Origin of the sequence: Kitasatospora sp. NPDC058032, assembly GCF_042885845.1 — a bacterium.
Classification (GTDB): domain Bacteria; phylum Actinomycetota; class Actinomycetes; order Streptomycetales; family Streptomycetaceae; genus Kitasatospora.
Genome location: NZ_JBHVRK010000015.1, coordinates 1 through 26,177, shown reverse-complemented (window position 1 = coordinate 26,177; position 26,177 = coordinate 1). Strand labels below are relative to the sequence as shown.

Annotated in this window: 23 protein-coding genes and 3 pseudogenes; 14 read left to right on the top strand and 12 right to left on the bottom strand. The window is 72.8% G+C overall.

Translation table 11 applies throughout. From position 1 onward, the window contains the following. The first annotated feature begins 22 nt into the window (after window positions 1–22). Window positions 23–1,915: a tetratricopeptide repeat protein gene (locus ACFVUH_RS23360; RefSeq protein WP_387915191.1), complete on the top strand. Its 1,893-nt coding sequence runs from the start codon at window positions 23–25 to the stop codon at window positions 1,913–1,915. A 175-nt stretch (window positions 1,916–2,090) separates the two neighbouring features. Here ACFVUH_RS23360 and ACFVUH_RS23355 read toward each other — a convergent pair whose 3' ends face one another. Further along, complete coding sequence (locus tag ACFVUH_RS23355; protein ID WP_387915190.1) at window positions 2,091–2,918, bottom strand: hypothetical protein; 828 nt, start codon at window positions 2,916–2,918, stop codon at window positions 2,091–2,093. Window positions 2,919–3,091: 173 nt separating this feature from the next. On the opposite strand from ACFVUH_RS23355, the gene ACFVUH_RS23350 reads away from it, so the two are divergent. Then, window positions 3,092–3,292 (top strand): hypothetical protein, encoded by a 201-nt coding sequence (locus tag ACFVUH_RS23350; RefSeq protein ID WP_387915189.1) that lies wholly within the window; start codon window positions 3,092–3,094, stop codon window positions 3,290–3,292. A gap of 70 nt (window positions 3,293–3,362) precedes the next feature. Here ACFVUH_RS23350 and ACFVUH_RS23345 read toward each other — a convergent pair. Together ACFVUH_RS23345 and ACFVUH_RS23340 are read right to left on the bottom strand one after the other, a co-directional pair. Beyond that, window positions 3,363–3,898 (bottom strand): annotated as a pseudogene (locus ACFVUH_RS23345) (transposase). Further along, window positions 3,895–4,434: a transposase gene (locus ACFVUH_RS23340; protein ID WP_387915188.1), complete on the bottom strand. Its 540-nt coding sequence runs from the start codon at window positions 4,432–4,434 to the stop codon at window positions 3,895–3,897. Before ACFVUH_RS23340 ends, ACFVUH_RS23345 begins: the two are co-directional and overlap by 4 nt. 61 nt (window positions 4,435–4,495) lie before the next feature. Here ACFVUH_RS23340 and ACFVUH_RS23335 point away from each other — a divergent pair. From ACFVUH_RS23335 to lspA, 4 genes and pseudogenes are all read left to right on the top strand, one after another. Then, a pseudogene (locus tag ACFVUH_RS23335) lies at window positions 4,496–4,726 on the top strand (IS256 family transposase); the annotation flags it as partial. A 53-nt stretch (window positions 4,727–4,779) separates the two neighbouring features. Further along, window positions 4,780–5,400 carry a uridine kinase gene (locus ACFVUH_RS23330; protein ID WP_387915187.1) on the top strand — a complete coding sequence of 207 codons (621 nt, stop codon included), beginning with the start codon at window positions 4,780–4,782 and terminating at the stop codon, window positions 5,398–5,400. Then, a pseudogene (locus ACFVUH_RS23325) lies at window positions 5,333–5,839 on the top strand (nitroreductase family protein); the annotation flags it as partial. The gene ACFVUH_RS23330 and the pseudogene ACFVUH_RS23325, both read left to right, overlap by 68 nt. Before the next feature lie 565 nt (window positions 5,840–6,404). Further along, window positions 6,405–6,905, top strand: coding sequence for a signal peptidase II (gene lspA, locus ACFVUH_RS23320; protein ID WP_387915186.1), 501 nt, complete (start codon window positions 6,405–6,407; stop codon window positions 6,903–6,905). A 61-nt stretch (window positions 6,906–6,966) separates the two neighbouring features. Here lspA and ACFVUH_RS23315 read toward each other — a convergent pair whose 3' ends face one another. Next, entirely contained in the window at window positions 6,967–7,302 is a 336-nt protein-coding gene (locus ACFVUH_RS23315) for a winged helix-turn-helix transcriptional regulator (RefSeq protein ID WP_387915185.1), read from the bottom strand. Window positions 7,303–7,367: 65 nt separating this feature from the next. On the opposite strand from ACFVUH_RS23315, the gene ACFVUH_RS23310 reads away from it, so the two are divergent. The 5 genes from ACFVUH_RS23310 (at window position 7,368) to ACFVUH_RS23290 (ending at window position 12,083) form a co-directional block, all read left to right on the top strand. Beyond that, window positions 7,368–8,210 carry an SDR family oxidoreductase gene (locus ACFVUH_RS23310; protein ID WP_387915184.1) on the top strand — a complete coding sequence of 281 codons (843 nt, stop codon included), beginning with the start codon at window positions 7,368–7,370 and terminating at the stop codon, window positions 8,208–8,210. A gap of 259 nt (window positions 8,211–8,469) precedes the next feature. Continuing rightward, window positions 8,470–8,790 (top strand): hypothetical protein, encoded by a 321-nt coding sequence (locus tag ACFVUH_RS23305; RefSeq protein ID WP_387915183.1) that lies wholly within the window; start codon window positions 8,470–8,472, stop codon window positions 8,788–8,790. Between the two features lie 536 nt (window positions 8,791–9,326). Then, complete coding sequence (locus tag ACFVUH_RS23300; protein WP_387915182.1) at window positions 9,327–10,712, top strand: MFS transporter; 1,386 nt, start codon at window positions 9,327–9,329, stop codon at window positions 10,710–10,712. A gap of 129 nt (window positions 10,713–10,841) precedes the next feature. Beyond that, entirely contained in the window at window positions 10,842–11,420 is a 579-nt protein-coding gene (locus ACFVUH_RS23295; RefSeq protein ID WP_387915181.1) for a class I SAM-dependent methyltransferase, read from the top strand. 324 nt (window positions 11,421–11,744) lie between these two features. Beyond that, window positions 11,745–12,083 carry a hypothetical protein gene (locus tag ACFVUH_RS23290; protein ID WP_355371882.1) on the top strand — a complete coding sequence of 113 codons (339 nt, stop codon included), beginning with the start codon at window positions 11,745–11,747 and terminating at the stop codon, window positions 12,081–12,083. An 80-nt stretch (window positions 12,084–12,163) separates the two neighbouring features. Here the strand turns inward: ACFVUH_RS23290 and ACFVUH_RS23285 are convergent, their stop codons facing one another. Then, window positions 12,164–12,736 (bottom strand): DinB family protein, encoded by a 573-nt coding sequence (locus tag ACFVUH_RS23285; RefSeq protein WP_387915180.1) that lies wholly within the window; start codon window positions 12,734–12,736, stop codon window positions 12,164–12,166. Between the two features lie 80 nt (window positions 12,737–12,816). Continuing rightward, window positions 12,817–13,251, bottom strand: a complete 435-nt coding sequence (locus ACFVUH_RS23280) for a GNAT family N-acetyltransferase (protein WP_355371877.1) — start codon at window positions 13,249–13,251, stop codon at window positions 12,817–12,819. 142 nt (window positions 13,252–13,393) lie between these two features. Here ACFVUH_RS23280 and ACFVUH_RS23275 point away from each other — a divergent pair, with 142 nt between their 5' ends. Continuing rightward, the gene (locus ACFVUH_RS23275) at window positions 13,394–14,197 is read left to right on the top strand and encodes a phosphotransferase enzyme family protein (protein WP_387915179.1); all 804 of its coding nucleotides are present in this window, start codon (window positions 13,394–13,396) and stop codon (window positions 14,195–14,197) included. Between the two features lie 21 nt (window positions 14,198–14,218). On the opposite strand, the gene ACFVUH_RS23270 is transcribed toward ACFVUH_RS23275, so the two are convergent. Then, window positions 14,219–15,079: an S-methyl-5'-thioadenosine phosphorylase gene (locus ACFVUH_RS23270; protein WP_387915178.1), complete on the bottom strand. Its 861-nt coding sequence runs from the start codon at window positions 15,077–15,079 to the stop codon at window positions 14,219–14,221. Between the two features lie 340 nt (window positions 15,080–15,419). Between ACFVUH_RS23270 and ACFVUH_RS23265 the strand changes: the two genes are divergently transcribed. After that, window positions 15,420–15,827, top strand: a complete 408-nt coding sequence (locus ACFVUH_RS23265; RefSeq protein WP_387915177.1) for a hypothetical protein — start codon at window positions 15,420–15,422, stop codon at window positions 15,825–15,827. Window positions 15,828–15,834: 7 nt separating this feature from the next. Here ACFVUH_RS23265 and ACFVUH_RS23260 read toward each other — a convergent pair whose 3' ends face one another. Then, complete coding sequence (locus tag ACFVUH_RS23260) at window positions 15,835–16,854, bottom strand: hypothetical protein (RefSeq protein WP_387915176.1); 1,020 nt, start codon at window positions 16,852–16,854, stop codon at window positions 15,835–15,837. A gap of 327 nt (window positions 16,855–17,181) precedes the next feature. Between ACFVUH_RS23260 and ACFVUH_RS23255 the strand changes: the two genes are divergently transcribed. After that, window positions 17,182–20,376: a BTAD domain-containing putative transcriptional regulator gene (locus ACFVUH_RS23255; RefSeq protein ID WP_387915175.1), complete on the top strand. Its 3,195-nt coding sequence runs from the start codon at window positions 17,182–17,184 to the stop codon at window positions 20,374–20,376. Window positions 20,377–20,474: 98 nt separating this feature from the next. Here ACFVUH_RS23255 and ACFVUH_RS23250 read toward each other — a convergent pair whose 3' ends face one another. The 4 genes from ACFVUH_RS23250 to ACFVUH_RS23235 all read right to left on the bottom strand — a co-directional run. Then, window positions 20,475–20,696, bottom strand: a complete 222-nt coding sequence (locus ACFVUH_RS23250; RefSeq protein WP_387915174.1) for a hypothetical protein — start codon at window positions 20,694–20,696, stop codon at window positions 20,475–20,477. A gap of 162 nt (window positions 20,697–20,858) precedes the next feature. Beyond that, complete coding sequence (gene ddaH, locus ACFVUH_RS23245; RefSeq protein ID WP_355371854.1) at window positions 20,859–21,671, bottom strand: dimethylargininase; 813 nt, start codon at window positions 21,669–21,671, stop codon at window positions 20,859–20,861. A gap of 60 nt (window positions 21,672–21,731) precedes the next feature. Further along, the gene (locus ACFVUH_RS23240) at window positions 21,732–23,036 is read right to left on the bottom strand and encodes an MFS transporter (RefSeq protein ID WP_355371851.1); all 1,305 of its coding nucleotides are present in this window, start codon (window positions 23,034–23,036) and stop codon (window positions 21,732–21,734) included. Window positions 23,037–23,042: 6 nt separating this feature from the next. Beyond that, a partial coding sequence (locus ACFVUH_RS23235) for an amino acid adenylation domain-containing protein (protein ID WP_387915173.1) occupies window positions 23,043–26,177 on the bottom strand: 3,135 nt, incomplete at its 5' end.

Sequence of the window (26,177 nt, the reverse complement as noted above, 5' to 3'; positions counted from 1 at the left end):
GGTGTTAGGGGCGGGAGTTCACATGGGCAGGCCGTGGGGGCCGATCCGGGCACGGACGCCGGAGGCCGAGGCGCTGGCGATCTTCTTACGGGCGCGGATCGACGAGAGCCCGCTGACGATGACGTCCGTCGCGGAGCGGGTGCCTTACTCGAAGACGCGGGTCGGGGAGTACCTGTCCGGCGATCCGGTCCCCGAGGAGCGCTTCGTGCTCCTGCTGGTGAAGGTGACCGCCCCCGACCCGCCGCGGTGTGCGCGGCTGCAGGCCGAGGGCCGCCGCCTGCTGACGGAGGCCAGGAACCCGAAGGACCGGCGCGCGGACCAGGACGGCACCACGGCCCTGGCCGGTCAACTTGAACAGGTACGCGCGCAGCAGGTGGAGACATATGAACGCCTGACCCGGGCCCTGGAGCGACAGACCGAGTTGCAGGAGACGGCGAAGCACTCGACGCAACTGGTCATGGTGCTGCTGTCCATGATCAACACCCTGGTCGGCCGAGTGCAGGGCCTGTCCTCCGAACGAGATGGGCTCCTCCACCGGGCCGGTGACCGCCGGGAACTCGAGGACACCCAGCAGCGGCTCACACGCGCATTGGACCAGGAGCGTCGCGCGAAGGAGGAGCTGGATCGCGCGCGGGACAAGCAGCGGCAGGCCGAGGACCTCGCGGCCCGGGTGCAGCAGGAGGTTGACGAACTGACCGATGCACTCAAGCAGCTCCGCGCCCGAGACCACAGCACCGACCCCTCGGCGGCCGCGGACGGCATCACGCACACGACGGCGGGCAACACCCGCGCAGGGGCGGACCCGGTCGCCGACGACATCGACCGGGCCCTCGCCCGGGCAGCGTCCGTCAACGACACCGACGAACAGACCCTTCAGCGCATCACCGACGAACTACAGGCCGCATACCCCAACCAGGCCGAGCCCGATAGTCCGGCCGCAACCCCGGACCACACGGAGGTCGTCCCGGACAACCCGGACCACACGGAGGTCGTCCCGGACAACCCGGACCACACGGAGGTCGTCCCGGACAACCCGGACCAACCCCCAGCTGGGAAAGACTCGACCGCCGGGACCCAAACGTCTTGTGACCCGCCGGATGCCGACCACCCCGCCACCCTCGCCGCCCGCCACGGCCATGCCGTCAGCCGCGGAGCGGCGGGGGAGCGGGTCGAGGCCGCCCGCCTTCTTGAGGCCGTGGTCTTTGACAGCGCCGATGTGCTCGGCGCCGACCATCCCAATACCCTGACTGCTCGCTTCAATCTCGCCATCAATCTCGGGGAGGCCGGCGAGCGGACCAAGGCGGCCCGCCTTCTTTACGCCGTGGTCCGGGACAGCGTCCATGTGCTCGGCGCCGACCACCCCAATACCCTGGCCGCCCGCCACGGCCACGCCACCAATCTTGGGGAAGCGGGGAAACGGGCCAAGGCAGCCCGTCTTTTCGACGCCGTGATCCAGGACATGACCCGTGTGCTCGGCGCCGACCACCCCAGCACCCTCGACGCCCGCCACGGCCACGCCACCAATCTCGGGGAAGCCGGCGACCGAGCCCAGGCAGCCCGCCTTCTCGACGCCGTGATCCAGGACATGACCCGTGTGCTCGGCGCCGACCACCCCAGCACCCTGGCCGCCCGCCACGGCCACGCCACCAATCTTGGGGAAGCCGGAGGGCGGGCCAAGGCAGCCCGCCTTCTCGACGCCGTGATCCAGGACAGCATCCGTGTGCTCGGCGCCGACCACCCCAGCACTCTCGACGCCCGCTACAACCATGCCGTCAGCCTTGGGGTGGCGAGGGAGCGGGCCAAGGCAGCCCATCTTCTCGACGCCGTGATCCAGGACAGCATCCGTGTGCTCGGCGCCGACCACCCCGACACCCTCACCAGTCGCCGAGCGCAACAGTTCTTCGAGGGAAAGTGATCGATCATTATCCTTCTGTTCTCAAGCTTCCCCGATCGGCGGGAACGAGACCTCCACAATGCCGTCCATGTCGGCGGGTCCCCGGCTGGCCCAGGGAGCTGGGCTGGCCGAGCACGGTAACCGGCGGGGGCGCCATGGGGCGAACAGGCCCAGGCCGACTCTGGTGACACCGGAGTCAGGGCCTGGTTCGGTCTACCCCAGCCTGAGGGGCGATCGGACCTGCATCACCTGACGTGATCTCCATCGCGTATACCAACTCGAAGTAATCAGCGATGAGCTGACGTACCGTCGTCAGGTAGGCGTCGACCGTCTTGCATGGGTAGACCGAGTTGTCCTTGTCCTTCAAGTCCTCGGTCGACATGACGGAGACCACCTCCAACCTGACGCTCGCAAGGCGGACCATCAGATCCGGCAGGCTCACCGGCCGCATGAGATCAACGATCGCGGCCAGCAGCTCATCTACTTCTGCGGACCAGTAGCTGGGCACAAGTGGTTCATGGCTCAAAGGGGCGTGGGGATCCGGAAGCCTGGGCACCCACACCACACTGCCGAAATCCGGCTTGGGAAGGCTGGCAGCCAACCGGCCGAAAGCCGCACTTCTCGCCCAAGAGGGGTGCTCCCGGTCAGCCCGGGGCACTGACGCTCGGTGCTCCAGTTGGTCAAGGCGGCGTTGCACAGCCTTCAGCTGGGCCGTCACCTCTTCCAGCCGGTACTGAAGTTCGGCGACAGTCGGCGCACGGCCAGCCTTCCCTCGCTGGTCCCGGTCCGCCCGCTCCCAAGCCGCGGTCCACGGCCGCACCGGCCCCCCAAGTGCCTGCACCAGAGCCTCGACGGTGTCCTGCCGGAAGAACCCCGCCGCCCCCGGCGTCACCGCGCTGCGAACTGTCACGTCCCGCATGCCGGTCGCCGACACCAGCTGGCGGAAGCTCATGCTCTTGGTGGCCATCAGCTCGGCCAGCGCACGCCGCAACTCATCAGCCGTACCCACCCGCTCCGGGTCCACCTCAGTTCCCCTCGCTGCAATCAACTGCGTCGGCCTGCAACGCATACCGACCTGGTCTTTTACTCAGGGCGGCCGCAGGTTTCCGCAACGTGCCGCAATTGCCCCCTGCTGATCCTTCCAGTGCGCGGAGATGGAGTCATCCACCCCGCATTCAGAAGGAGTTGGGCGCACAGATGTACGAGATCTGGGTCGAGATCCTGAAGGGCCTGGCCGGGGAACTCCCGGCCAGCCTGATCACCGCAGGCATCACTGCAGGCATCACCCTCGCCACTCAGAAGCTCCGCAAGAAGACGAAGAAGACGAAGAAGCACCCGGTTACGGTGAGGAATTCCTTGGCAGGGCCGGCCTCTGGGGAGGATCGGATCGACCAGTAGCGACAACGTCGGCCTGGCCCACGATCTGACCCGGATGCTCCTACTCAGGTTGAACTCGCAATGTCGGTGGTCAAGGTGGCGCGATGATCAAGCCGGTCCCGGCCAGACAGCCGTCGATGGCTGGGACCGGTACTGGATCTTTCGTAGACCCCGTCTGACCGTCCGGACGAGGCGGTTGGGGTCGGCGAACGCGACGTTGGCCAGGAACCCTCGCCGCAGCAACGACCAGATCCCCTCGACCGGGTTGAGATCCGGGGCATACGCGGGCAGCTGGTAGACGGTCAGCCAGTCCCGCGCGGCGATGAACTCCTTCATGCCCGCTGCCAGGTGGGTGTTCAAGCTGTCCCACATCAGAACGATGGGGCCGCCGAGTTGATGGTGTGCGACGGTGACCAGGTCCCGGTAGTCGGTCCAGGCGAAGCTCTTGCGGCCCTTGGTCCGCCCCTGGCCGTCGTCCAGCCGGGGCCGGTAGATCAGCCGGGACCGCTCGCCGGGCTTGTAGCAGGTCAGGGCGGCGATCGAGATCCGTCGGCGGGAGCGACCACGCACCCGAACGACGGGCGTACAGCCGCAGCGTCCCCAGGTACGAGCCCGCGACGGTGTCATCGACACCCCGGCCTCGTCCTCGAAGACCACCCAGGCCCCGATCGCCTCCGCCAGGCTTTTACCTGCGGCCACACCTGCTTCTTCCACACCTCGACCGCACCATCGTCGCGCTCGATCGCCCGGCGGATCGGCTGCCGGCAGGGCCAGCCGTTACGCCGCAACAGCTTCCAGACACCCTGAACCGTGCAGGAGACGTGGAAGCGACGGCCGATCAGAGTCTTGATCCGCGCCAGTGTCCACCGCTGGCCTTCCCAGCCGTGAGCCAGTGGCCCCTTCTCCAACTCTCGTTCCAACTGGGCGAAGTGCCGCTCGCTCAAGCGTGGAGGCGACTGCGGCCCTTTCGATTCCAGGGCCGGAGAGCGACCTTCGCGCCAGGCTCGCCGCCACCGCTCCACCGATCGCACCGTGACCCGCAGGTCGGCGGCGATCATCCTGTTGCTGTCACCACGCTCGAACCGCTCAACGGCATCAAGCCGCACCCGCTCCCGGCGCTGCTGTTCCTGGGCAGTGAACCCGCCCCCCAGCGCGTATCGCACGACGACGGCATACCCAAGGATCACCGACTCTCAGCATCCACGACATGACGAGTTCAACCTGAGTGACCCCATCGAGTCGACCTTCGCCACCGTCCGGCTCCGTACCAAGGTCACCAAGGGCGCCGGCTCCCGCGCCGCTGGCCTGGCGATGGTGTTCGAGCTCGTCGAGTCGGCCCAGGCCCGATGGCGCTCCGTCAACGGTGCCCACCTCGTCCCGCTCGTCCCGCTCGTCCGCGCCGGAGCCCGGTTCGAACGCGGCCAGGTCGTGGAACCGACACTGACAGCAGCGTGAGCGCGGCTCCGTCGTGCGATCCTCGGTCCATCGATCGAGAGGAGGGGGATCACGTGCTGCTGACACTGACCGGTGGTGCAGGGGCGGGCAAGACGACGTTGGCCCATGCCCTCGTGTCGTCTGCCGTGCAAGGTCCGGCAAGCGTGCTGCACGGCGACGACTACTACTTCACCGCCCCGGAGCGAGGAATCTGGACATGCGACGAGGCCGGAGTCCCGCGCCTGGACGTCGGGGATCCCGGTTCGGTGGATATTGAGCGGCTTGACGCCGACACTGACGCCGCGCTCGCCATCACCCCCGTCGTGATCGTCGACGGGCTCTTCGCCCGCCGGGTCACCCCACAGCAGTCGTGCCTCCGCCTCGACGTCTTCATCGATCTCGCGGCGGACCTTCGGCTGGCCCGCAAGATCGAACGAAAGTGCGTCAGGGGCGGCTTCCCGATCGAGGTTCTCCTGCGGAACTATGTAGAGCACCGGCGGGCGGCCCACGAGCATTACATCGAACCGCTGCGAGACGAATGCGACGTGATCGTCGACGGCACGCTGAGTCCGGAGATCTTGGCCGAACAGATCTGGTCAGCAGCCGCCGCCCAGGCACTCAACCACACCCTTGGCGGAGCTCAAGCGGACCACGACAGCCAGGGCACTGGCGGGAGACCCCGGCGACGAGCGTGAGTACCCGATGTACCCGGCCGGGCTGGCCTCGCCGCATCTGGACCGCTTTGCGGCTGCCGCCGCCCAGCGGTACGAATCACTGGGGATCGAGCGCGACGACCCAGACCGGCCCAGGAAGATCGCCACCCTGAACTCGGAGGCGTTCGGGGCGCCGGCCGTCCTGTTCTGCTACCTCGACCGGACGATGGGGCCCGAACAGTGGGCTGACGCGGGGATGTACCTGCAGACGGTCATGCTGTTGTTGAAGGCCGAGGGGCTGCACAGCTGCCCCCAGGTGATGTGGACCGTGTACCGGGAGACCGTCAGCCGGGCAGTCGGAGCCGGCGACGGACTCGTGCTGTTCTGCGGTGTCTCCGTGGGGTTCGAGAAGGAGGGCGTGCGGCAGCTGCGCACCGGGCGGGCGGACCTGACGGAAACAGTGAGCTTCATCGGAGCGTGACCGTTGGACGGTCGAGATCGACAGGACAGGCCCGGTCGCCCGAATGAGATGGGTTCTCAACGTCGGGCCGGGCTGACCGCGGACGACTGTTGCGTCGATATGCCTTGACCGCCACATAGACCGAAATCGCCACAGCACTCCCGATCAGCGCAATCCACCACGAACCGCCATTGATAAGCATGCGCACTGTAGCGCCAATGAAATGGAGCACTAGAGACACCTCAAAAGGTTACCAACGTCGAATGATTCGGACGCCCTGACCACACGAGTGTCCACGCAGCGCACTCGTTCCGGCCGGTCCGCGCACTCATGGGCCAGAACGCGCGCCAAGGCGCCGAACAGGGTTCGCTGCTCCTTCGGGACATGGCGCTGCGGTCAAAGCCGGACAGTTGGGGGGATTCCGCTATCGATCGCCCTCTGACGGTGCGCTCACGATCCTGCGGGCACTCGTGCACGTACCGCCGCCACCTACAATGCGGCCATGACTGGCTTACTACGTCCACAGGTTGCGCGAGGAGCTTCCTCGCCCGGTGACATGCCTCGACGGCTGGGAACCATGACAGCCGTGGCAGTCACGCTCCTGGCGTCGGATCTCATCACCAAACAGATAGCGCTGACGAACTTCTCGGGGCTCGATCCGACCGAGGCACTCGGCGGGCTTCTGAAATTCACGCTGGCCTTCAATTCGGGCGGAGCGTTCTCCATCGGCGAGGGGGAGACATGGTTCTTCACCGCGGTGAAGACGACGGTCATCGTCCTCATGCTGGTGATATCGCCCCGAATCCGCACGCCCGTCTGGGCGGTCTCCTTCGGGCTGGTCATCGCCGGGGCGGCCGGGAATCTCGTCGACCGGCTGTTCCGGGCCCCCTCCCCGGGGCAGGGGCTCGTCGTGGACTGGATCCAACTGCCGCACTGGCCGGTCTTCAACCTCGCCGACTGCGGCGTGGTCTGCGGGAGCGCCCTGGTGATGTGGACCTTGATGCGGGGCATCCGCCTGGACGGCACGGTCGAGTCCAAGGCGCCGACCGAGTCGGGCGGTGTGGTTCCGGACCCCGGGAACGACTGAGGACCAGTCGGTCCGCTTCCGCACAGCGGTAGCATCCGCGCGAGCAACTGATCAGCGACCCTCAACCGGCGGCGTCGGCCGCGGGATCCGGCACTCCCGTGGCCCAGGCCCCCATGGCTTCCAGGACGTCGCGAAGCCCTTCGCCGAGCGGGGTGAGCTCGTACTCGACACGCGGCGGGATCTCCGCGAAGGCCGTGCGGGTGACGATGCCGTGCCGCTCGAACTGGCGCAGCCGGCTGGTCAGGGTGTGCGGGCTGATACCGGGCAGGGCCTCGCGCAGCTGGTTGAAGCGGTGGGGGCCGTGCAGCAGTTCCCGCACGATCAGGGTGGCCCACGGGCCGTTGAGCAGGGTGAGGAACCGGGCGACACCGCACTCGGGGAGACGGGAATCGGTCACGTTGTTGACCGTACCCCATTAGTGCAGTTGATGTAACTGATGCATCGCATGCACTAATTGACGCCATGACCTACGTGATTCACGGCGCCACCGGCGCCCAGGGTGCCCCCGTCGTCGCCGCTCTCGCCGCCGCGGGCAAGTCCGTGACCGCTCCGACCCGTAAGGCCGACGCCGTCGTGGACGGCGCGCGCGTGGTGGCCGCCGGATACGACTCCGTCGCGGAGCTGACCCACGTCTACCGCGGCGCCGAAGGCGTGTTCGTCCACCTGCCGATGGGTTCCGAAGAGGACCGCCAGACCTATGCGCGCAACATCCTCACCGCCCTTCGCGAGGCCCGCCCGGCCCGCGTGGTGTTCTCCACCAGCGGCGCCCCGATCGACCCGGGCACCGGCGGCGCGGCCTCGGAGCTGGTCCGCGGCCTGGCGGACAGCGGGCTGTCGCACGCGGTGATCGAGCCCACGCTGTACCTGGAGAACCTGCTCCTGCCGTTCGTCATCGGCGCGGTGCACGAGCGGGGAGCGCTGCCCTACCCGATCCGCGCCGACTTCCCCGTGTCCTGGGCGTCGCACCTCGACATCGCCGACGCCGCCGTCGCCCTGTTCGACCGCCCGGACGTCACCGGCGTCGTCTCCATAGGCCAGTACCCGGCGCCCACCGGACCGGACCTCGCCACGGCGTTCGGCACCCACTTCGGCAAGGACGTGGCCTTCGAACCGACCACCCCCGAGCAGTTCGGCGCCTCGGTCGCCCCCTTCATCGGCGAAGGCCCCGCCGCCGGCGTCGCCGCCGTCTACGAGGCGATGAGCACGCTCGCCGACCGCTCGATCACGCCCGAGAACTCCGCCCAGAAGCTGCTCGGCGTCACCAGCCGCACCACCGGCCAGTGGCTGACGGACATCGGCCTCTGACCGGCCGACCACGGCACGCTCGGACGGCCGGGCCCCTCGCCGGAGGGCCCGGCCGTCCCGCTCCCAGGCGGGACCGCCGGCGCTGCCGCGCCGGGTCGGTACCGAGGGGGGAACGGGTCGGTGGGCGCGGCGGTTTCGCCGGCCCGGCGAGGTGGTCGGCGTGAAGGCCTTGTTCGAGGCGACCGGGATCCCGGCGAGGGTCAGGTCCACGCTCCACCGCAGTGCGGGCGCAGCGTGTGCGGGTCTACGGTGGACGGCCATGGGCTACGACCTGCACATCACCCGGCGTGGGTACTGGTGGGACGAAGAGGGCAGTGACATCAGCGCGGCGGAGTGGGAGGGAGCGGTCACCGCAGACCCCGGCCTCGTGGTGGTCCCGTTGCCCGAAGGCTGCCCGGAGAGGGTCGTCGAGCTCGTTCTGCGGAAGGGCGGGGAATCGTCTGGCGAGCCCTTGTGGTGGAGGGCCGGGCAGATCTGGGCCAAGAACCCTACGGATGCGATGGTCGCGACCATGTGTCGGTTGGCGAAGGCGCTGAGTGCCCGGGTCCAGGGCGACGACGGGGAGCACTACGACATGTGACGTGTCCACAACACGTCCTGTCCCATGCGGCTACGAAGGTCCCGCCCTCAGGGCAACCAGGAGGTGGCCTGCTTCATCCTGCCCCCGCGCCCGCCGGGCCCAAGACCTGGATGCACCGTGCCCCGGGCCGTCCGGACGGCGCGGGGCACGGTGATCGACGGCACCAGCCGTCGAGGTGGGCGAACGGTGCGAGGTCGGCGCCCGGGCGGGCGGGGGGCCGCGCGGCGCGGTCAGTAGCCCGCGGGGTGCCGAGCGTCACATCGGAGGGTGTGGGGGTGCTCCGGGGGCGCGTTCGGCCCGGGGTTGCAGGGCGGGGGCGGCTTCGGCACGGGCCGAGGGCCCGTCCGATTCGGGACGTTCGCCCCGTTTTCTGCTGACCTTCGCCCCCGGGGGACACCCTTCCGGCCCGGGCAACTGTGGACGGTCGCCCGGTGGACACCGGGCGAGTGGCCCGCTCTTCCGGGTGGGCCTCCCACGATCGTCTACGCGGCGCACGGGTGCGACAGCACGCGGTGCGGCCCGGAGGACCCGAACGAATGTCCCGCACTATCGACAACGCCCCGTATACCGCCTTCCACCGCAGGCTCGCCCTCGCCTGCTCCGGTGGACCGCTGCTCGACGGGTACATCCTGAGCATCGTGGGCGTCGCCCTCATCGGCATGCGCCCCGAACTGGGCCTTTCCACCGCCGACGTCAGCCTGATCGGCGCCGCCGCGCTGGTCGGCATGTTCGTCGGCGGCGCGCTCTTCGGCGTGCTGACCGACAAGATCGGGCGGGAGGTGATGTACACCGCCGATCTGCTCGTCATGATCGTCTGCTCGGTGCTGTCGTTCTGGGTCGACGCGGTCTGGGCGATCGCCCTGCTGCGCTTCGTGCTCGGCATGGCGGTGGCCGCCGACTACCCGATCGCCACCTCCCTGCTCGCCGAGTGGCTGCCCGCCAAGCACCGCGGGCGGCTGCTCGGTCAGCAGATCGTCGCCTGGTACGCCGGCGCCGTGCTCGCCTACCTGACCGGCTACCTCTTCCTGGAGATCGGCGGCCCCGGCAGCTGGCGCTGGATGCTCGGCAGCTCCGCCGTGCTGTGCGTGGTCTTCCTGGTGATCCGCCGCGGCTCGCCCGAGTCGCCGCGCTGGCTGGCCGCCAACGGCCGGGTCGGCGAGGCCGTCCGCCTGGTCGAGCGGCACCTCGGGGTCAAGGTCGACGGCCGCGAGCTGATGCCCGAGCGCACCGCCCCCGGCACGCCGACCGGCCTGCGCCTGCTGATGACCCCGCCCTACCGGCGCCGGACGCTGTTCTGCGGACTGTTCTTCCTCTGCCAGGTCGCCCCGCTGTTCGCGATGCTCACCTTCGGCCCGCAGCTGCTGGAGGCCTTCGGCATGCCGGGCGGGACCATGGTCGAGACCCTCGGCACCGGCCTGATCAGCCTGGTCTTCCTGCTCGGCTGCTACCCCGCGCTGCGGCTGATCGACACCTGGGGCCGCCGCCCCGTGATCATCCGCTCGTTCGCGCTGATGATCGTGCCGCTGGCCGTCCTGGGCATCTGGCCGGACGCCCCGGCCGCCGTCGTGGTCGTCGCGCTCTGCGCCTACGCCTTCCTGTGCGGCGGGCCGAACGTGCTCGACTGGACCTACCCCAACGAGCTGTTCCCGACCGAGATCCGGGCGACCGCCGTCGGCGTGGCCACCTCGGTCAGCCGGATCGGCGCGGCCGTCGGCACCTTCCTGCTGCCGCTGTCGCTGTCCGGGATCGGCACCGGGCCGACCATGCTGATCGCCGCCGCCGTCACCGCGGCGGGCCTGCTGGTCTCGGTGCTCTGGGCCGAGGAGACCCGCGGCACGGCGCTGGGCGCGGCGGCCTCGGCCGGCACGGCGAAGGCCCCGGCGGCCCGCGTGGCACGGCCGGCGCCGCAGCCGGTGCGCTGACGGTCCGTCACCGAAGCTCCGCCGGGGCCGCGTCCGATGCGTTCGGACGCGGCCCCGGCGGCGTGAGCGGAACCAAGACGGATCACCGCGGGCGACCCCGCGCAGGTCATCGCGGACCACGGGTTCGCGGTGGACCGGCCGCTGTGGGAGGCGGACCACGCCAGGGGTGCCGAGGTCCTGGGCGCACCGACAAGGGCGCTGGATCTCGGCCCGGCCGAGGGGGAGAACGCCGCGTTCCTCGCCCGGGGCGGGGTGGAGGTGGTCGCGGTGGACTTCTCCCCTGTTCAGGTGGCCCGGGCCCGCGGCTTCTGGGCGGACCTGGCAAACCTGCGGTTCGTGGCCGCGGAGGCCTGCGCGTTCCTCGACCAGGAGGTGCGCACGTTCGACGCCGTCTACTCGACGTGGGGCGCGGTCTGGTTCACCGATCCCGAGGAGCTGTTCCCCCGCGTGCGGCGGCGCCTGGCCCCTGGCGGTGTCTTCGCCTTCTCCCATCGCGAACCGGCCGTCGGTGCGTACGGGGCGCAGCCGATGGGCGGGCGGTGGTTGGAGGGCCGCGAGGAGGAGCTCACCGTGCTGCGGTGGCAGCACACGGCCGCGCAGTGGGCCGACCTGTTGAAGCGGCACGGCTTCGACGATGTCGAGGCCCGGGTGGTGGCGAACCCGCAGGCCGGTGCGCTCGGCACGCTGCTGGTCCGCGGCCGGGGCTGAACCGACCCCCGGGGGCGGGGGGCACCCGGCGCGTGCGCCCTGTCACACGCCCCGCACGCAGCGCTACGGGGTGGCTCCGCCGGGTTCGGGGAGGGGTCGTGTCGCGGACCACGGAGAAAGGGTGCGCCTGGCGCGCGCTGCCACCCCGCTTCGGAGCTTCACGGGAGCTTCACTGGGAGCCTTTGCATGCTCATGCAAAAGCCTGGTCGACGCGCTTCCGGCAGTCGATCGTTGAGCCACGACTTCGATCACGGCTCGGCCGCCACGACGGCGGGGCGAGTGCGCGAAGTGCCATCGGTGCAGGCTCACAAGGGGAGAATGATCATGGACACTCGCAGGAAGCTCGCCGCGGCGGCCCTGACCGCCGGCGTCCTGGCCGGAGGGCTCGCGACGGCGGTGCCGGCCAGTGCCATCGACCAGGTGTCGTGTCCCACCAGGGGGATCACGATCTACTACAGCAACGGCAACAAGTCCTACTGCTACGCCGGCACCCCGGGCTACGGGTACGCCAACATCCAGGGCGTCACCAAGGTCACGTCCGGCGTGAACAACGGGCAGGTCAGGATCGAGAACGCCAACGGCTCCACCACCTACCTGGGCTTCGGGGCCGGCGCCAACATCCCGCTGGGCAACGTCTGGGTGACCGGGGTCTGGATCATCTGACCCGGCCCGCGCTCGAGCAGGAGGCGGGCGCCGCACGTCGCGGCGTCCGCCCCCTCCGGTTGTCCCGGCCCGTCCCGCTGCTACTGGCCGACGCGGCCGTCGACGCACTCGCGCAGCAGGTCGGCGTGACCGCAGTGGCGGGCGTACTCGTCGACGATGTGCACCATCAACTCGCGGACCGCGATCTGCTCCCGGCCCAGGCGCGCGCCGAGGTCGGCGGAGTGCCTGGCCAGGGTGGCGTCCAGGGCGGCCTGCTCGCGCTCCAGGTCCGCGAACGCGGCGTCCGCCACGGCCTGCTCGGCGACGGCGCCGTCGAAGTCGGCGTCGCGCGGGCCGTACAGCTTGGGCAGCGGCTCGCCGTCGGTGATCCAGTTGTGCCAGTCGCGCTCCACCTCGGCGAGATGGCGGACCAGGCCGAGCAGCGACATCGTCGACGGCGGCACCGAGCGGCGCGCCAGCTGTTCGGCGTCCAGGCCCTGGCACTTCAGACGCAGGGTGAGGCGGTAGTTCTTGATGTAGTCGAGCAGGACGGCCAGTTCGCCGTCCGGGGCGGGGCCTTCGAGGGAACGCGGGTCGTCGTCCGGGTCCATCCACATGTCGGGGTAGACGGTCGCCTCGGTCCATCGCGCGGGTTGGTCGCTCATGCCGGACATCGTCGTCCGCGGCGGGCGGGGCCGCCACCGGGTTTCCCGGCGGCAGCGGACGGGGGATCGGAAGGAGCTCGGAAAGCGGCTCAGAAAGGGGCGGTCCCGGTGTCGTCGAAGGACCAGACGAGCACCTCCCGCGACCCCGACTGCGCGATGCCCCCGGCGCAGCGGTACACCGAGCGGGCCGCCGGGTTGTCGGCGTCCGCGACCACCCGCATGCCGTGGCAGCCCAGGTCGCGCGCCAGGTCCGCGAGGGCCGTGGTCAGCGCCGGGCCGATGCCGCGCCCGATGAACCGCGCGTCCACGCCCAGCTCGTGCAGGAGCATCTCGGTGCCCCGGTCCGGGCGGGTGGTCTCCACCCCGGTGACCAGCGCGGCCGGCGCGTCGTCGACGTAGGCGACGAGCAGGTGGTGGCGGTCGTCCGCCAGGAACCGCGCGGTGGCCTCGGGGAGCGGTGGCGAGTCGAAGAGGTGCCCGGCGGCCTGGACGTCCTCGGCGCGGGTGACGCGGCGGATTTCCATGAGGAAATGCTGACAGAATCCTTGCGCGGGATACAGCGTTCCTTCACATCGGCTGGTCAAGTCCGGCCGGGTTCGTTCTCGTCCGTTCCGGCTCGGCGAGATACGGGTGCGCCCGTCCGGTTGGAAGCGGTACCGTCCGCGCGTGAACGAAGGAAAGGGTCACGACGAGGAACGGCTGACCGGCGGGAACGCGACCGCGGCCGTCGTCCGGATCGGGAACACCGTGCGGCGCCCCGTCGGCCCGTGGACGCCCGCCGTGCACGCGCTGCTGACGCACCTGCACGACACCGGCTTCCGGGCCGCGCCGCGACCGCTGGGCATCGACGAACAGGGCCGGGAGGTCCTGGAGTTCATGCCGGGCCGGGTGGTCTGGCCGGACCGCTTCGCCCTGCTGGACCCGGTGGCACGGCTGACCCGGGTGGCCCGGCTGATCAGGGAGTTCCACGACGCCGTGGCCGGCTTCACGCCACCGGCCGACGCCCGGTGGCAGGTGCTGATGCGGGACGACTCCGCCGCGGCCGGCGAGATCATCGCCCATCAGGACCTCGCGCCGTGGAACCTGGTGGTCGACGAGGGGCCCGACCGCTGGACGATCATCGACTGGGACACGGCCGCGCCCGGCTCCCGGCTCTGGGACCTCGCCTACGCCGCACACGGATTCCTGCCACTGGCCGCGGACCCCGCCTTCCGGCGCGCCGACGCCGCCGGCCGGCTGCGCGCCTTCGTCGACGCCTACGGCCTCGACGAGGACGAACGGCGGCTGCTGGTCCCGCTGCTGGGGCGGCGCACCCGGGCCATGCACGACTTCCTGCGCGAGCAGGCCGGCCTCGGCGTCCAGCCGTGGACGCGGCTGTGGCAGGAAGGGCACGGAGACACCTGGCTGGCGAACACCGGGTACATCGAGCAGCGCGAGGAGCGGTGGCTGCGCGCGCTGCTCGACGGCTGAGGGGCTGAGCAGCGGGGCGGGCTACTCCCCCGGCAGGCCGTCCAGGCCGGGTAGACCGGGCAGGCCCGGGGTGAAGCCGTCGAGGGCGTTCCGGCACGGGCAGTCGCGCACGGCCGGCAGGGCCTCCAGCGCCTTGAACAGCACGCCGCGCAGCCGGTCGACGTTGCGGCCGAACACCTCCAGGACCTCCGCGTGGGTGACGCCCGCGCCGGTCTCCACGCCCGCGTCCAGATCGGTGACCAGGTTCAACGAGGTGTAGCAGAGCGCGAGTTCACGGGCCAGCACGGCCTCCGGGTGGCCGGTCATGCCGACCGTCGACCAGCCGTTGGCCGTGAACCAGCGCGACTCGGCGCGGGTGGAGAAGCGCGGGCCCTCGATCACCACCAGCGTGCCGCCGTCCACCGGCTCCCAGTCGGCCCCGCGCGCCGCAGCCAGCACCGCGGCGCGCCCCGCCGGGCAGTACGGGTCCGCCATCGGCGCGTGCACCACACCCGGCACCGAGCCGTCCGGCAGCGGCACGCCGTCGTAGAAGGTCTGCGCCCGGGCGGCGGTGCGGTCGACGAACTGGTCCGGCACCAGCAGCGTCCCCGGCCCGTACTCCGGCCGCAGCCCGCCCACCGCGCACGGCCCCAGCACCTGCCGCACCCCGAGCGCGTGCAGCGCCCAGAGGTTGGCGCGGTAGTCGATCCGGTGCGGCGGGATGGTGTGCGCCCGCCCGTGCCGCGGCAGGAACGCCACCCGTCGGCCGCCCACCTCGCCGAGGAACAGCGAGTCGCTCGGCGGCCCGTACGGCGTCTCGACGGCCACCTCGGTCACGTCGTCGAGCAGCGCGTACAGCCCCGACCCGCCGATCACCCCGAGTTCCGCCCGGTGGTCCGTCATGCCGCCCGCCTCTCGTCGAAGAAGATCCGGTGCGGGACCCGTCGCAGCAAGCGGCTGTGGCGCACCACCGCACTGCCCTACCGTAACGATCCATGGAGCGCGCCGAGGAGGGCCCCGTGGCCGAGCCGGAAGGCACCGGCCCCGCCGGTGGGGACGGGGGACGGCCGGCGGGGTCGTCGCGGGTGTTGCGGTACCTGGGGAGCAGCACGAACCTGGCCGGGTCGCTCGGCGGAATGGTGGGTCTCGGTCTCCACTTCACCGGCGTGGTGTCCGGCGCCCGGCGGGAGCGCCCCGCCGACCCCACGCCGTCGTAGTCGTACCCCGGTTGTAGCTTGGCGGGATGACGATGCAGGGCGTGGGACCACTGGTGCACGTGTGTGACGGGCCGGGTGGGCTCGTGGTGTGGGGGCTGGCGGAGCCGGAGCGGTGGGGGGTGGGCGTGCAGGTGATGGTGGAGGCGGGTGAGGACGTCGGGGCGGTGGATCTCGATGGGCTCGGGGAGGTGTTGGAGCACCTGGACGCGGTGGTGGCGGAGGCACGGCGGTTCGTCTGTGCCGCGTGGGGGGTGACCGAGGAGGCGGCGGCGTTGGACGGGCCTGAGGTGGACGTCTATGTCGACGGGTGGATGCTGCGGTTCGCGGAAGGGGATCTGCCGTGCTGTGAGCCCTTCGGGGTGGGGGTGTGGTTCGAGGGGCAACGGCCGGTGCGGGTGGAGGACCTGAGCGAGGCGGAGGAGATCGTGGACTGACGGGACGTCACTGCTCCTCGTCCCACTGCTGGAGGGCCGCCAGCGCGGTGGTGCGGCCGGCCGGGCCGAGGAGGTAGTCGGCGACGGGGGTCAGCAGCAGGGTGGCGCGGTCGGGGGCGGGGAGGAGGCGGGCCTCGTCCCAGGTGTGGCGGATGACGGTGCGGCGCAGCAGGGTGCCGTGGCGGGCGGTCAGCCGGGGGGTGGTGGTGGCGTCGCCGCGGCGGCGGTGCTCGGGGGCGAGTTCGGGGGTGAGGGCGGCGCGGACGGCGGCGAGGGTGCCGAGCGGGAGGCGCGGGGCGGCGAGGTCGAGCAGCGCGGCGGCCTCGGGGGCCAGCCGGTAGGCGGCCAGGACGGCGGCGGTCTCGGCGGGTTCGAAGGACTGGTGGGTGAGACAGGAGAGGTCGAGGAGGGTCAGCGGGTCGGGTTCGGCCCCGGCGGGCGTGTGCAGCCGGGCCTCGGCGAGGGCGATCAGGCACTCGACGTGGTCGTCCGCGACGAGGTAGGGGCGGACCGGCACGGTGGCCTGGTCGCCGGGGAGGGCGGCCGTGGTGAGGTGGACGCGGTACCAGGGGTCGAGCAGCGGGTCCTCGGCGGGCCAGCGGACGGTGACGGCGGTGTGGTGCGGGCGGTCGCCGAGCAGGGTGACGTCGATGGTCTCCACGGGGTGGTCGGTGACCAGCCGTACGACGGCCTGCCAGAGGGCGGCCTCGCCCGGGGCGACCAGGTCCAGGGAGGCCTGGGGCCGGAGCAGGTCGGCCGGGTAGTAGCCGGCCAGCGGGATGCCGTGGATCGCGCGCACGCCCGTGGAGCGGGCGAGGTCGTGGGCGAGGCGGGCGTAGTGGTCGGCGCGGGTGCGGGCGCGGCGCAGCTCGGCACGGGCGGGCTCGCCCATCCGGACGTCGTCGCGGGCCAGTGCGGAGAGCACGAGGTGGGGCAGGTGGCGGCTGCCGCGGGCGCGGTGGAGCAGTTCGGCCGGCCCGTCGGCCGGGTCGACGTCGAGCAAGTTGTACAGCAGAGCGGTGTTCACGGACGTCCGCCTCCGAAGGTATCGTCATGGCGCCCGACGCCGCCGACGGCCGAGGGCGGGGGCAATCACGGCCGGTTACCAGGGGTACCCGGTCGCGGAGGTGAAGGAGGGGCGGACCGGACCGTCTCCGGCGGGCCCCGGCACGGTGATTCTGGCCGGTCGGGTTCAACGTGCGGTCACCACAGGCTCAACGGAGCCTCGACACCGCGCGCGAGCCGGTGGTTAATAACGTCACAGACATAGCTGACATGTGCACGAGCGGGGCGGGCACTGTCCTGGGTGGCAGGGGGCAGGATGGGCGATCTCCGTTTTTCCGTACTGGGTCTGATGCGGGCTCACCGCGGCGCGACGGCGCTCAAAGTGGGCAGCCCGCAGCAGCAGGCGATGCTGGCGGTACTGCTCCTGCGACCGGGTCATTCGGCGAGCGCCACGGATCTGATCGCGGCGCTGTGGGGCGAGGAGCCGCCGGGCGCGGCGATGACCACGGTGCGGACGTACGCGTGGCGCTGGCGCAAGGTGCTGGACGCCGTGGAGCCCGCCGGGAGCAGCGGAACGGGTGGGTCCGGGGAGCCGGGCGAGAAGGCGGCGGGCAGCGTCCTGGTCTCGATGGGCGACGGCTACCGGCTGGTGCTGCCCAAGCTGGCGGTGGACGCGGCGCAGGCGGAGGCGCTGGCCGCCGAGGCGGAGCGGACCGCCCGGGCCGAGCCGCTGCGCGCCCGCGACCTGCTCAACCAGGCGCTGGAGCTGTGGCAGGGCGAGCCGCTGGCCGGGATCCCCGGGCCGTTCGCGGAGCGGCACCGGCAGCGGCTGGAGGAGTTGCGGCTGACCCTGCTGGAGGAGCGGATCGGCCTGGACCTGGCGCTGGGCCGCTACTCGCGGTGCATTCCGGAGCTGACCGCGCTCACCACCGAGCACCCGCTGCACGAGCGGGCGTACGGGCTGCTGATGCGGGCGCTCTACCAGGCCGGGCGGCAGGCGGACGCGCTGGCGGTGTTCCGGGGCGTGCGGCAGTTGTTCCTGGCGGAGCTGGGGGTGGCGCCGGGGGCGGAGCTGGAGCAGTTGCACCGGAGGATCCTGGAGGGGGATCCGGCGCTGGCGGCGCCGCAGGCTCCGGGCGCCGGCGCGGCGGCCGTGGCGCCGCCGGTCCCGGCCCCGGCGGCGGAGGGTGTGACCGGTGACCGCGCGGAGGCGGCGGACGCGGAGGGCGGTGCGGCGGACCCGGGCAGCGGCGCCGACGCGGCCCCGGCGCCCGGCCGGGCCGGCCGTCCGTCGGGCGCGCCGCCGAGACCGGCCCAGCTGCCGCCGGACGCCGCCGACTTCACCGGGCGCACGGCGCCGGTGCGGGTGCTGTGCGAGGCGCTGGCCGCTCCCCCGCAGGACGGCGCGGGCGACGGCGCGGGCGGGGCGGCGGAACCGTCGCAGGCGCTGGTGGTGGCGACCGTGGTCGGGATGGGCGGGGTCGGCAAGACGGCGCTGGCGCTGCACGTCGCGCACCGCGTCCGGGAGACCTACCCGGACGGCCAGCTGTACGTGGACCTGCGCGGCTCGGACCCGGTGCCGGCCGATCCGGAGGCGGTGCTCAGCGGCTTCCTGGTGGCGCTCGGGGTCGCGGCGGACGCGGTGCCGGACGGACTGGAGGCACGCTCGGGGCTGTTCCGCTCGGTGGTGGACGGCCGGCGCCTGCTGCTGGTGCTCGACAACGCCAAGGACGCGGCGCAGATCCGGCCGCTGCTGCCGGGGGCGGTGGGCTGCGCGGTGCTCACCACCGGCCGGACCAGACCGGCCGGACTGCCGGCGACCGTGCAGGTCGACCTGGACGTGTTCCAGCCGCAGGAGGCGCTGGACCTGCTCGGCCGCACGATCGGCGCGCAGCGGCTGGCCGCCGAGCCGGACGCCGCCCGGGAGCTGGTGGTGGCCTGCGGGCACCTGCCGCTGGCGGTGCGGATCGTGGCCGCCCGGCTGGCGGCGCGGCCGGGCTGGACGGTGGAGACGCTCAGCCGACGGCTGCAGGTGGAGCGGCGGCGGATCGACGAGCTGCGGATCGGCGATCTCGCGGTGGCGGCGGCCTTCGAACTGAGCTACCGCCAGCTGGCGGAGGACCAGGCCAGGGCGTTCCGGCTGGTGGCCTCGGTGGACGGGCCGGACATCGGGCTGCCGGCGGCGGCGGCGCTGCTGGACCTCGACGAGTACGACGCCGAGGACCTGCTGGAGGCGCTGGTGGACGTCGCGATGCTGGAGTCGCCGTTCCCCGGTCGCTACCGGTACCACGACCTGCTGCGGGCGTTCGCGCGCCGACGACCGGCGCAGGGACCGGGCGGGGCGGACGGACCGAACGGGGCCGGCGGAGCGAACGGGGCAGCCGACGGCGGGGCAGCGGACGGCGGGGAGGCGGTGGCGGCCCGGGACCGGCTGCTGGACCACCTGCTGGCCACCGCCTGCACCGCGTTCCAGCACGCCGTGCCGGGCGACCCGGCGGCGGGCGCGCTCGGCCCGGCGCACTCCCCCGGCGTCCCGCTGCCCGGCCGGGACGCCGCCCGCGAGTGGGCGACGGTCGAGCGGGCGGGCGCGGTGGCGCTGGCCGCGCAGGTGGCCGCCGACACCGCCGCCGGGCGGGGGCCGGCGCTGCGGGCGGCGATCGACCTGCTGATCGCGCTCACCCCGTTCGTCCTCACCCCGCCGAGCCGTCAGCTCGCCGCGACGGCCGACGCGCTGGCCGAGGCGGCAGCCCGGGACGGCGACGTCCGGGCGGAGGGGCGGGCGCACTTCCTGCGCGGCAACGTCGCCCTGGCCGCGACCCGACTGGAGGCGGCCGAGGAGGCGTCCCGGCGGGCGGTGGAGGCGGCGCGGGCCGCCGAGGACTCGGTGGTGCTGCGGCAGGCGCTCAACGACCTGGGTCTGATCTGCCAGTTCCTCAGCCGCTACGACGAGGCGGTGGACCACTACGACGAGGCGCTGCTGCTGGCCAACCGGCTGGGGCACCGCTCCGGCGCACTGGTGACGACGGTGAACGCGGCGCTGGCGCGGGTGCGCAGCGGCCGGGCGGAAGAGGCGGTGACGATCTGCCACGAGGTGCTGGCCGAGCTGCGGACCCGGCAGGACGACCCGGGCCGGGCGTACACGCTGTACGTGCTGGGGCTGGCGCTGCACGCACTGGGCCGGCACGAGGAGGCGGTGACCTGGTTCGGCGAGTGCCTGGCGGTGTCGGTGGCGGCCGGTCTGCGGGACCGGGCCGCGCACGCGCGCTACCGGCTGGCGGACAGTCTGCGCGAGCTGGGCCGGGCGGACGAGGCGCTGGACCACGCGGAGCAGGCGTTGGCGCTCTGCGTGGAGCTGGGGGCGGAGCGGGACCAGGCGCAGGCGCTGGTGGTGCTCGGCTGTGCGCTGGCGGACCTCGGACGCGGGGCCGAGGCGGGGGCGCGGCTGCGGGAGGCCCACGCGATCTTCCAGCGGCTGGGGCTTCCGGAGGCCGCCGAGGTGGCGGGGCTGCTCGCGGAGCCGGCGTTCGCGCTGGTCGATCCGTGAGCGGGGGTGGCTCGGTGAGTGCTGGTAACTCGGTGAGCGCTGGTGGCTCGGGTACGGGCAGAAACGGTTCTGCGCGCGGTTGTTCGGACTGCCGGAGCTCAGGACCCGGTGCTGTTCCAGTCCGAGTGACCGCTGCCGTCGGTCGGGGTCGGGGTGGGGGTCGGCGTCGCGGTGGGGGCGGTGGTGCCGCTGCCCGTGCCGGTCGCGCCGTCCGCCATCGCGGTGCCGGCCGCGCCGCCGAGGGCGAGCAGGGCGCCGAGGCCGAGACCCGCGACGGCCAGGCTGATCCGGGCGCTACCGATCGTCGAACGCTTCGCCATGACTGCTCCTCAAGTGGTCTTCCCTGTCGGGAAGGGGCTGCGCCGGGCTCTCCCCGGCTGACGTGATCAGCATGGCAAGGGGCGTTCAACGGCCGATCGACGCACGAGCAGCGTGCGTCGATCGGCCGCGTTGATCGGCGTGTTGATCGCCGTCGTCCCAGGTCAGACGGCCTCCCGGATCTCCAGCGTGCAGCACTTCACGCTGCCGCCGCCCTTGAACAGCTCGGACAGGTCCATCCCGATCGGCCGGAAGCCGCGCTCGCGCAGCCGGGCCGCGACCCCGGTGGCCGGCTCCGGGATCACCACGTTCAGCCCGTCGCTGGCCACGTTGAGCCCGAACGCCTCCGCGTCCTCCTCCCCCACCAGCACCGCGTCCGGGAAGAGCCGGCGCAGCACCGCCCGGCTGCCGGCCGAGAACGCGCCCGGGTAGTACATGATCTGATCGCCGTCGAGCACACTGAGCGCGGTGTCGAGGTGGTAGAAGCGCGGGTCCACCAGGTCCAGCCCGATCACCGGGCGGCCGAGGAACTCCTGCGCCTCGGCGTGCCCGGCGGAGACGCTGCGAAAGCCCCGCCCGGCCAGCAGGTAGCGGTCGGTCAGCAGCAGGTCGCCCTCGCCCTCGTTGACGTGCACCGGGTCGAGCGTGGTGAAGCCGTGCGCCCGGAACCACTCCAGGTACGCCGGGCCCTCGGCGGCCCGCTCGGCGTTGCGGAACCGGGCGCCGAGCACCCGGCCGTCGACGACGGTGGCGCCGTTCGCCGCGTAGACCATGTCGGGCAGGCCGGGCAGCGGGTCGATCAGGTCGACGCGGTGGCCGAGGTCGACGTACAGCTCGTACAGGCGCTCCCACTGGGCCACCGCGAGGTCGGTGTCGACCGGCTTGGCCGGGTCCATCCACGGGTTGATCGCGTAGCTGACCTCGAAGTGGGTCGGACGGCACATCAGGTAGCGGCGGGGGCGGGCGGTGCGGGTCATGGCGGGCTCCGGGAGGGTGAGAGGGTGGGTGGAGCGGCGGGGCTCGGGAGGCGGCGGCGCTCAGGCGTGGGCCGGGCGCTCCGGGAAGTCCCGCATGGCGCGCAGCGGGCTGCTCAGCAGCACGGCGCCGGCGGAGAGCAGCACGCTCGCCATGATCCAGATGGTGGTCCGGGCGCCGAGCACCTCGCCCAGCCAGCCGCCGAGCAGGGCGCCGACCGGGATGGCGCTGAAGTTGACGGTGGAGGCGCTGGCCCGGATCCGGCCGATCATCGCGGGCGGGCAGTAGGCCTGGTAGAAGCTGCCGGCGATGACGTTGCCGGCGATCACCCCGCAGACCGCGACCGACCAGGCGACCGCGCTCACCGCGAGCGGCAGCCGCGCGCCGGCCATCGGCAGCAGCAGGATGAACGGGGCGGCGACCAGCTCGCAGAGCAGCAGCCCGCGGGCGGTGCCGAAGCGGCGGGCGATCCGCCCGGCGAGGGCCGCCCCGGCCAGGCCGCCGACCGAGACCACCGCGAAGACGGCGCCGACACCGCCGGGCGACACCCCGACGCTGCGGACCAGGAAGACCGTCTGCACCGCCTGGATGCCGTTGAGGCCGAGGTTGCCGACGGCCGCGAAGGAGGCGAGGGTGCGCAGGTAGGGGTCGTGGACCAGGAAGCGCACGCCCTCGCCGATCTCGCGCAGGATGCCGCGCCGCTCGGACTTGGCCGGCGGCGTCTCCTCGGCCCGGATGGTGCCCAGGCAGAACGCCGACACCAGGTAGGTGACCGCGTCCGCGAGCAGTCCGCTGGCCGCGCCGAACACCTGGGAGAGCAGGCCCGCCAGGCCGGGCCCGGCGATCTCCGCCGCGGAGTCCCCGGAGCGCAGCTTGACGTTGGCCTCCAACAGGTCCGGCTTGGCGACCAGGGACGGCAGCACGGCGCTGTACGCGGTGGAGAAGAACACCTTCACCGCGCCGGCCAGCAGCGCGACCACGATCAGCTGGGCCATCGTCAGGGCGTCGAACCAGCCCGCCACCGGCACGCTGGCGAACAGCAGGAGCAGCAGCAGGTCGCAGACCAGCATGACCTTCAGTCGGGGCCAGCGGTCCACCCAGGCTCCGGCCAGCAGGCCGAGGAACAGCCAGGGCACCCAGGCGGAGGCGGTGAGCACGCCGACCATGAACGGCGAGGCGTCCAGGGTGACCACCGCCACCAGGGCGAGGGCGACGTTGCCGACGGCGGTGCCGAGACCGCTGGTGGTCTCACCGATCCAGAGCTTGCGGAAGTTCCCCTGGGCCCACAGGCCCCAGCGGCCGCGGGGCGGCCGGTCGGCCGCCGCGGGCGGCTGGACCGCGGTCTCGGTCGTGGTGCTCGTGGTCATCGCGGGTCACACTCCAAGCGTGTCGGCCAGCACGGCGGCGATCCGTGCGAGGGGCTCGGGCTGGGTCAGGGCGCCGTGTGCGCAGTCGATCCGGTGGGCGGTGACGGGGCCGGTGAGGTACGGGGCCCAGGCGGCCTCGTAGGGCCAGTCGGCGGGCTTGTCGGCGGTGGCGCCGACGAAGACGGCCTCGCCCCGGTAGTGGCCCGGCACGTGCTCGGCCATCAGCTTGCGGTGCAGGTCGAAGACGTCGGGCAGGACGTCGGCGGCCTCGCCGAGCAGCGCGGTCAGCTCGGCCCGGCCGCGCCCGTCGGCCGGGTCGTAGCCGAGCGAGGCGAGCAGTTCGGCCAGCGTCTCGACCGGGTCGTCGGACGCCGGGGCGGTCCGCCGGGTGCCGGCGTGGTCGGCCGGGAGGCCGTCGAGCAGGGCCAGCAGGGCGACCTCCTGGCCGTCCGCCTGGAGCTGGACGGCCATCTCCTGGGCGACCACCGCGCCGAAGGACCAGCCGAGCAGGTGGTACGGGCCCTGCGGACGGACGGCGCGGATCTCCCGCAGGTAGTCCTCGGCGATCTCGGTGACCGAGGCCGGGGAGCCGCCGCGCAGGCCGCGGGCCTGGAGGCCGAACACCGGGCGCTCGGGGTCGAGGTGGCGCAGCAGGCCCGCGTAGACCCAGCTGATGCCGGCGGCGGGGTGGACACAGAACAGCGGGGCGCCGCTGCCCTCGGCGCGCAGCGGGAGCAGCACGTCCAGGGCGTCGGAGCGCTCGCCCCCGGCGGTGTCCAGGCGGCGGGCGAGGCCGGCCACGGTGGGGGCCTCGAACAGCGCCCGGATGCCGAGGTCGGCGCCGAAGGCGGCGCGGATCCGGCCGAGCAGCTTCATGGCGAGCAGCGAGTGGCCGCCGAGGTCGAAGAAGCCGTCGTCGACGGTGACGCCGGTGACGCCGAGCACGTCGGCGAACAGGCCGCAGAGCTGTTCCTCGCGCGGGGTGCGCGGGGCGCGGCCGGTGGGCGAGGCGGTGAGGTCGGGGGCGGGCAGGGCGCGCCGGTCGACCTTGCCGCTGCCGGTCAGCGGGAAGGCGTCGAGCCGGACGACCGCCGTCGGGACCATGTAGCCGGGCAGCGACTCGGCGACGAAGGCGCGCAGCTCGGCCGGGTCGGGCGGGGCCGTGGTGGAGCCGGGGACCACGTAGGCGACCAGGCGGGGGCCGGCGGCGCCGTCCTCGCGGGCCGTCACGGTGGCGGCCCGGACGCCGGGGTGGCGGGTGAGCACGTGCTCGATCTCACCGAGTTCGATCCGGAAGCCGCGGATCTTGACCTGGTGGTCGGTGCGGCCGAGGTAGTCGACGCCGCCGTCGCGGGTGCGCCGGACCAGGTCGCCGGTGCGGTACATGCGCTCACCGGGCGTGAAGGGGTCGGCGACGAAGCGCTCGGCGGTCAGGGCCGCGCGGCCGAGGTAGCCGCGGGCCAGGCCCGCGCCGGCGAGGTACAGCTCGCCGGGGACGCCGGGCGGCACGGGGGCGAGGTGCTCGTCGAGCACATAGGCGCGGGTGCCGCGCACGGTGCGGCCGAGCGAGGGGCGGTCGGTGGCGGTGAGGGGCTGGGTGAGGGCGTCGACGGTGGATTCGGTCGGGCCGTAGAGGTTGCGGGCGGCGGTGCGCGGGGCGGCCTCGCGCAGCCTGCTCCACAGCGCCTGGCCGACCGCCTCGCCGCCGAGGAGCAGCAGGCGCGGGGCGGCCTCGCCGTCCAGCAGGCCCTCGGTGAGCAGCAGTTCGGCGTAGCTGGGGGTGATGCCGAGGGCGTCGACGCCGGTGGTGCGCAGGTGCCGGACGAGCGCGCCGGCGTCGCGGCGCAGCTCGTCGCCGATCAGGTGCAGCTCATGGCCGGCGATCATCCAGAGCAGGCTGTCCCAGGAGGCGTCGAAGCAGAGCGAGGCGGTCAGCGCGACCCGCAGGCGGCCGTGCGGGCGCCCGGGGTGGGGCTCGTCGAAGGTCTCGGCCCGGTGGTGGGCCAGCAGCGCGGCGATCGAACCGTGGGTCACCACCACGCCCTTGGGACGGCCGGTGGAGCCGGAGGTGTAGATCACATAGGCGGCGTGGGCCGGGTCGGGAGCGGCGACGGGTGCCGGGTTCGGGTTCGGGTTCGGGTTCGGGACGAGGGGCTCGTCGGAGTGCACCGGAAGGGTGGGCAGACCGGCGAGCAGGTCCGGCAGCGGCCAGCCCTCGTCGGTGACGACCAGGGCGGGCGCGGCGTCGGCGAGCATCGCCGCCGTGCGGTCGGCCGGGTACTCGGCGTCCAGCGGGAGCGAGGCGGCCCCGGACCTGAGGACGGCGAGCAGGGCGACCACCGTCGCGGCCGAGCGCGGCAGGGCCAAGGCGACCACCGTGTCCGGTCCGGCGCCGGCCGCGCGCAGCCGGGCGGCGAGGTGCTCGGCGCGGGCGTCCAGTTCGGCGTAGGTCAGCCGGGTGGCGCCGAAGACCAGCGCGGTCGCCTCCGGGGTGCGGGCCGTCTGCGCGGCGAAGGCGGCCGGCAGCAGCGGCACATCGGCGGGCAACGGCTCCGCGGGGGCGAGGAGTTCGGCGCGCTCGGGCTCGGTCAGCAGCTCGGCCCGGCCGATCGGCCGACCGGGCTGCGCCGCGACGGCGGCCAGCAGGCGGCCGAAGCGGGCGGCGATCGCCTCGACGGTCTCGCGGTCGAACAGGTCGGTGGCGTAGTCGATCGCGCACTCCAGACCGGCGGGGGCGCCGTCGGCGTCGAAGGACTCCCCCATCGCGACGGAGAGGTCGAACTTGGCCGCGTACCCGCCGACCGGCTCGACGGCGGCCGGCAGCCCGGCCAGGTCGAGCGGCGCGTCGCCGGGCGCGGCCCCCGGGGTGCCGCCCTGGAGCAGCAGCATCACCTGGAAGAGCGGGTGGCGGGCCAGCGAGCGGGCCGGGTTGAGCTCCTCGACCAGCCGCTCGAACGGCACGTCCTGGTGGGCGTGGGCGTCCAGCTGGGTCTCCCGGACCCGGCCGAGGAGTTCGGCGAAGGAGGGCTCGACCGGAGGGGCATCCCCAGCGGAGCGAGGGGAAGTGTCGGTGCGCAGCACCAGGGTGTTGACGAAGAAGCCGACCAGGTCGTCCAGCGCCTCGTCCGAGCGGCCGGCGAC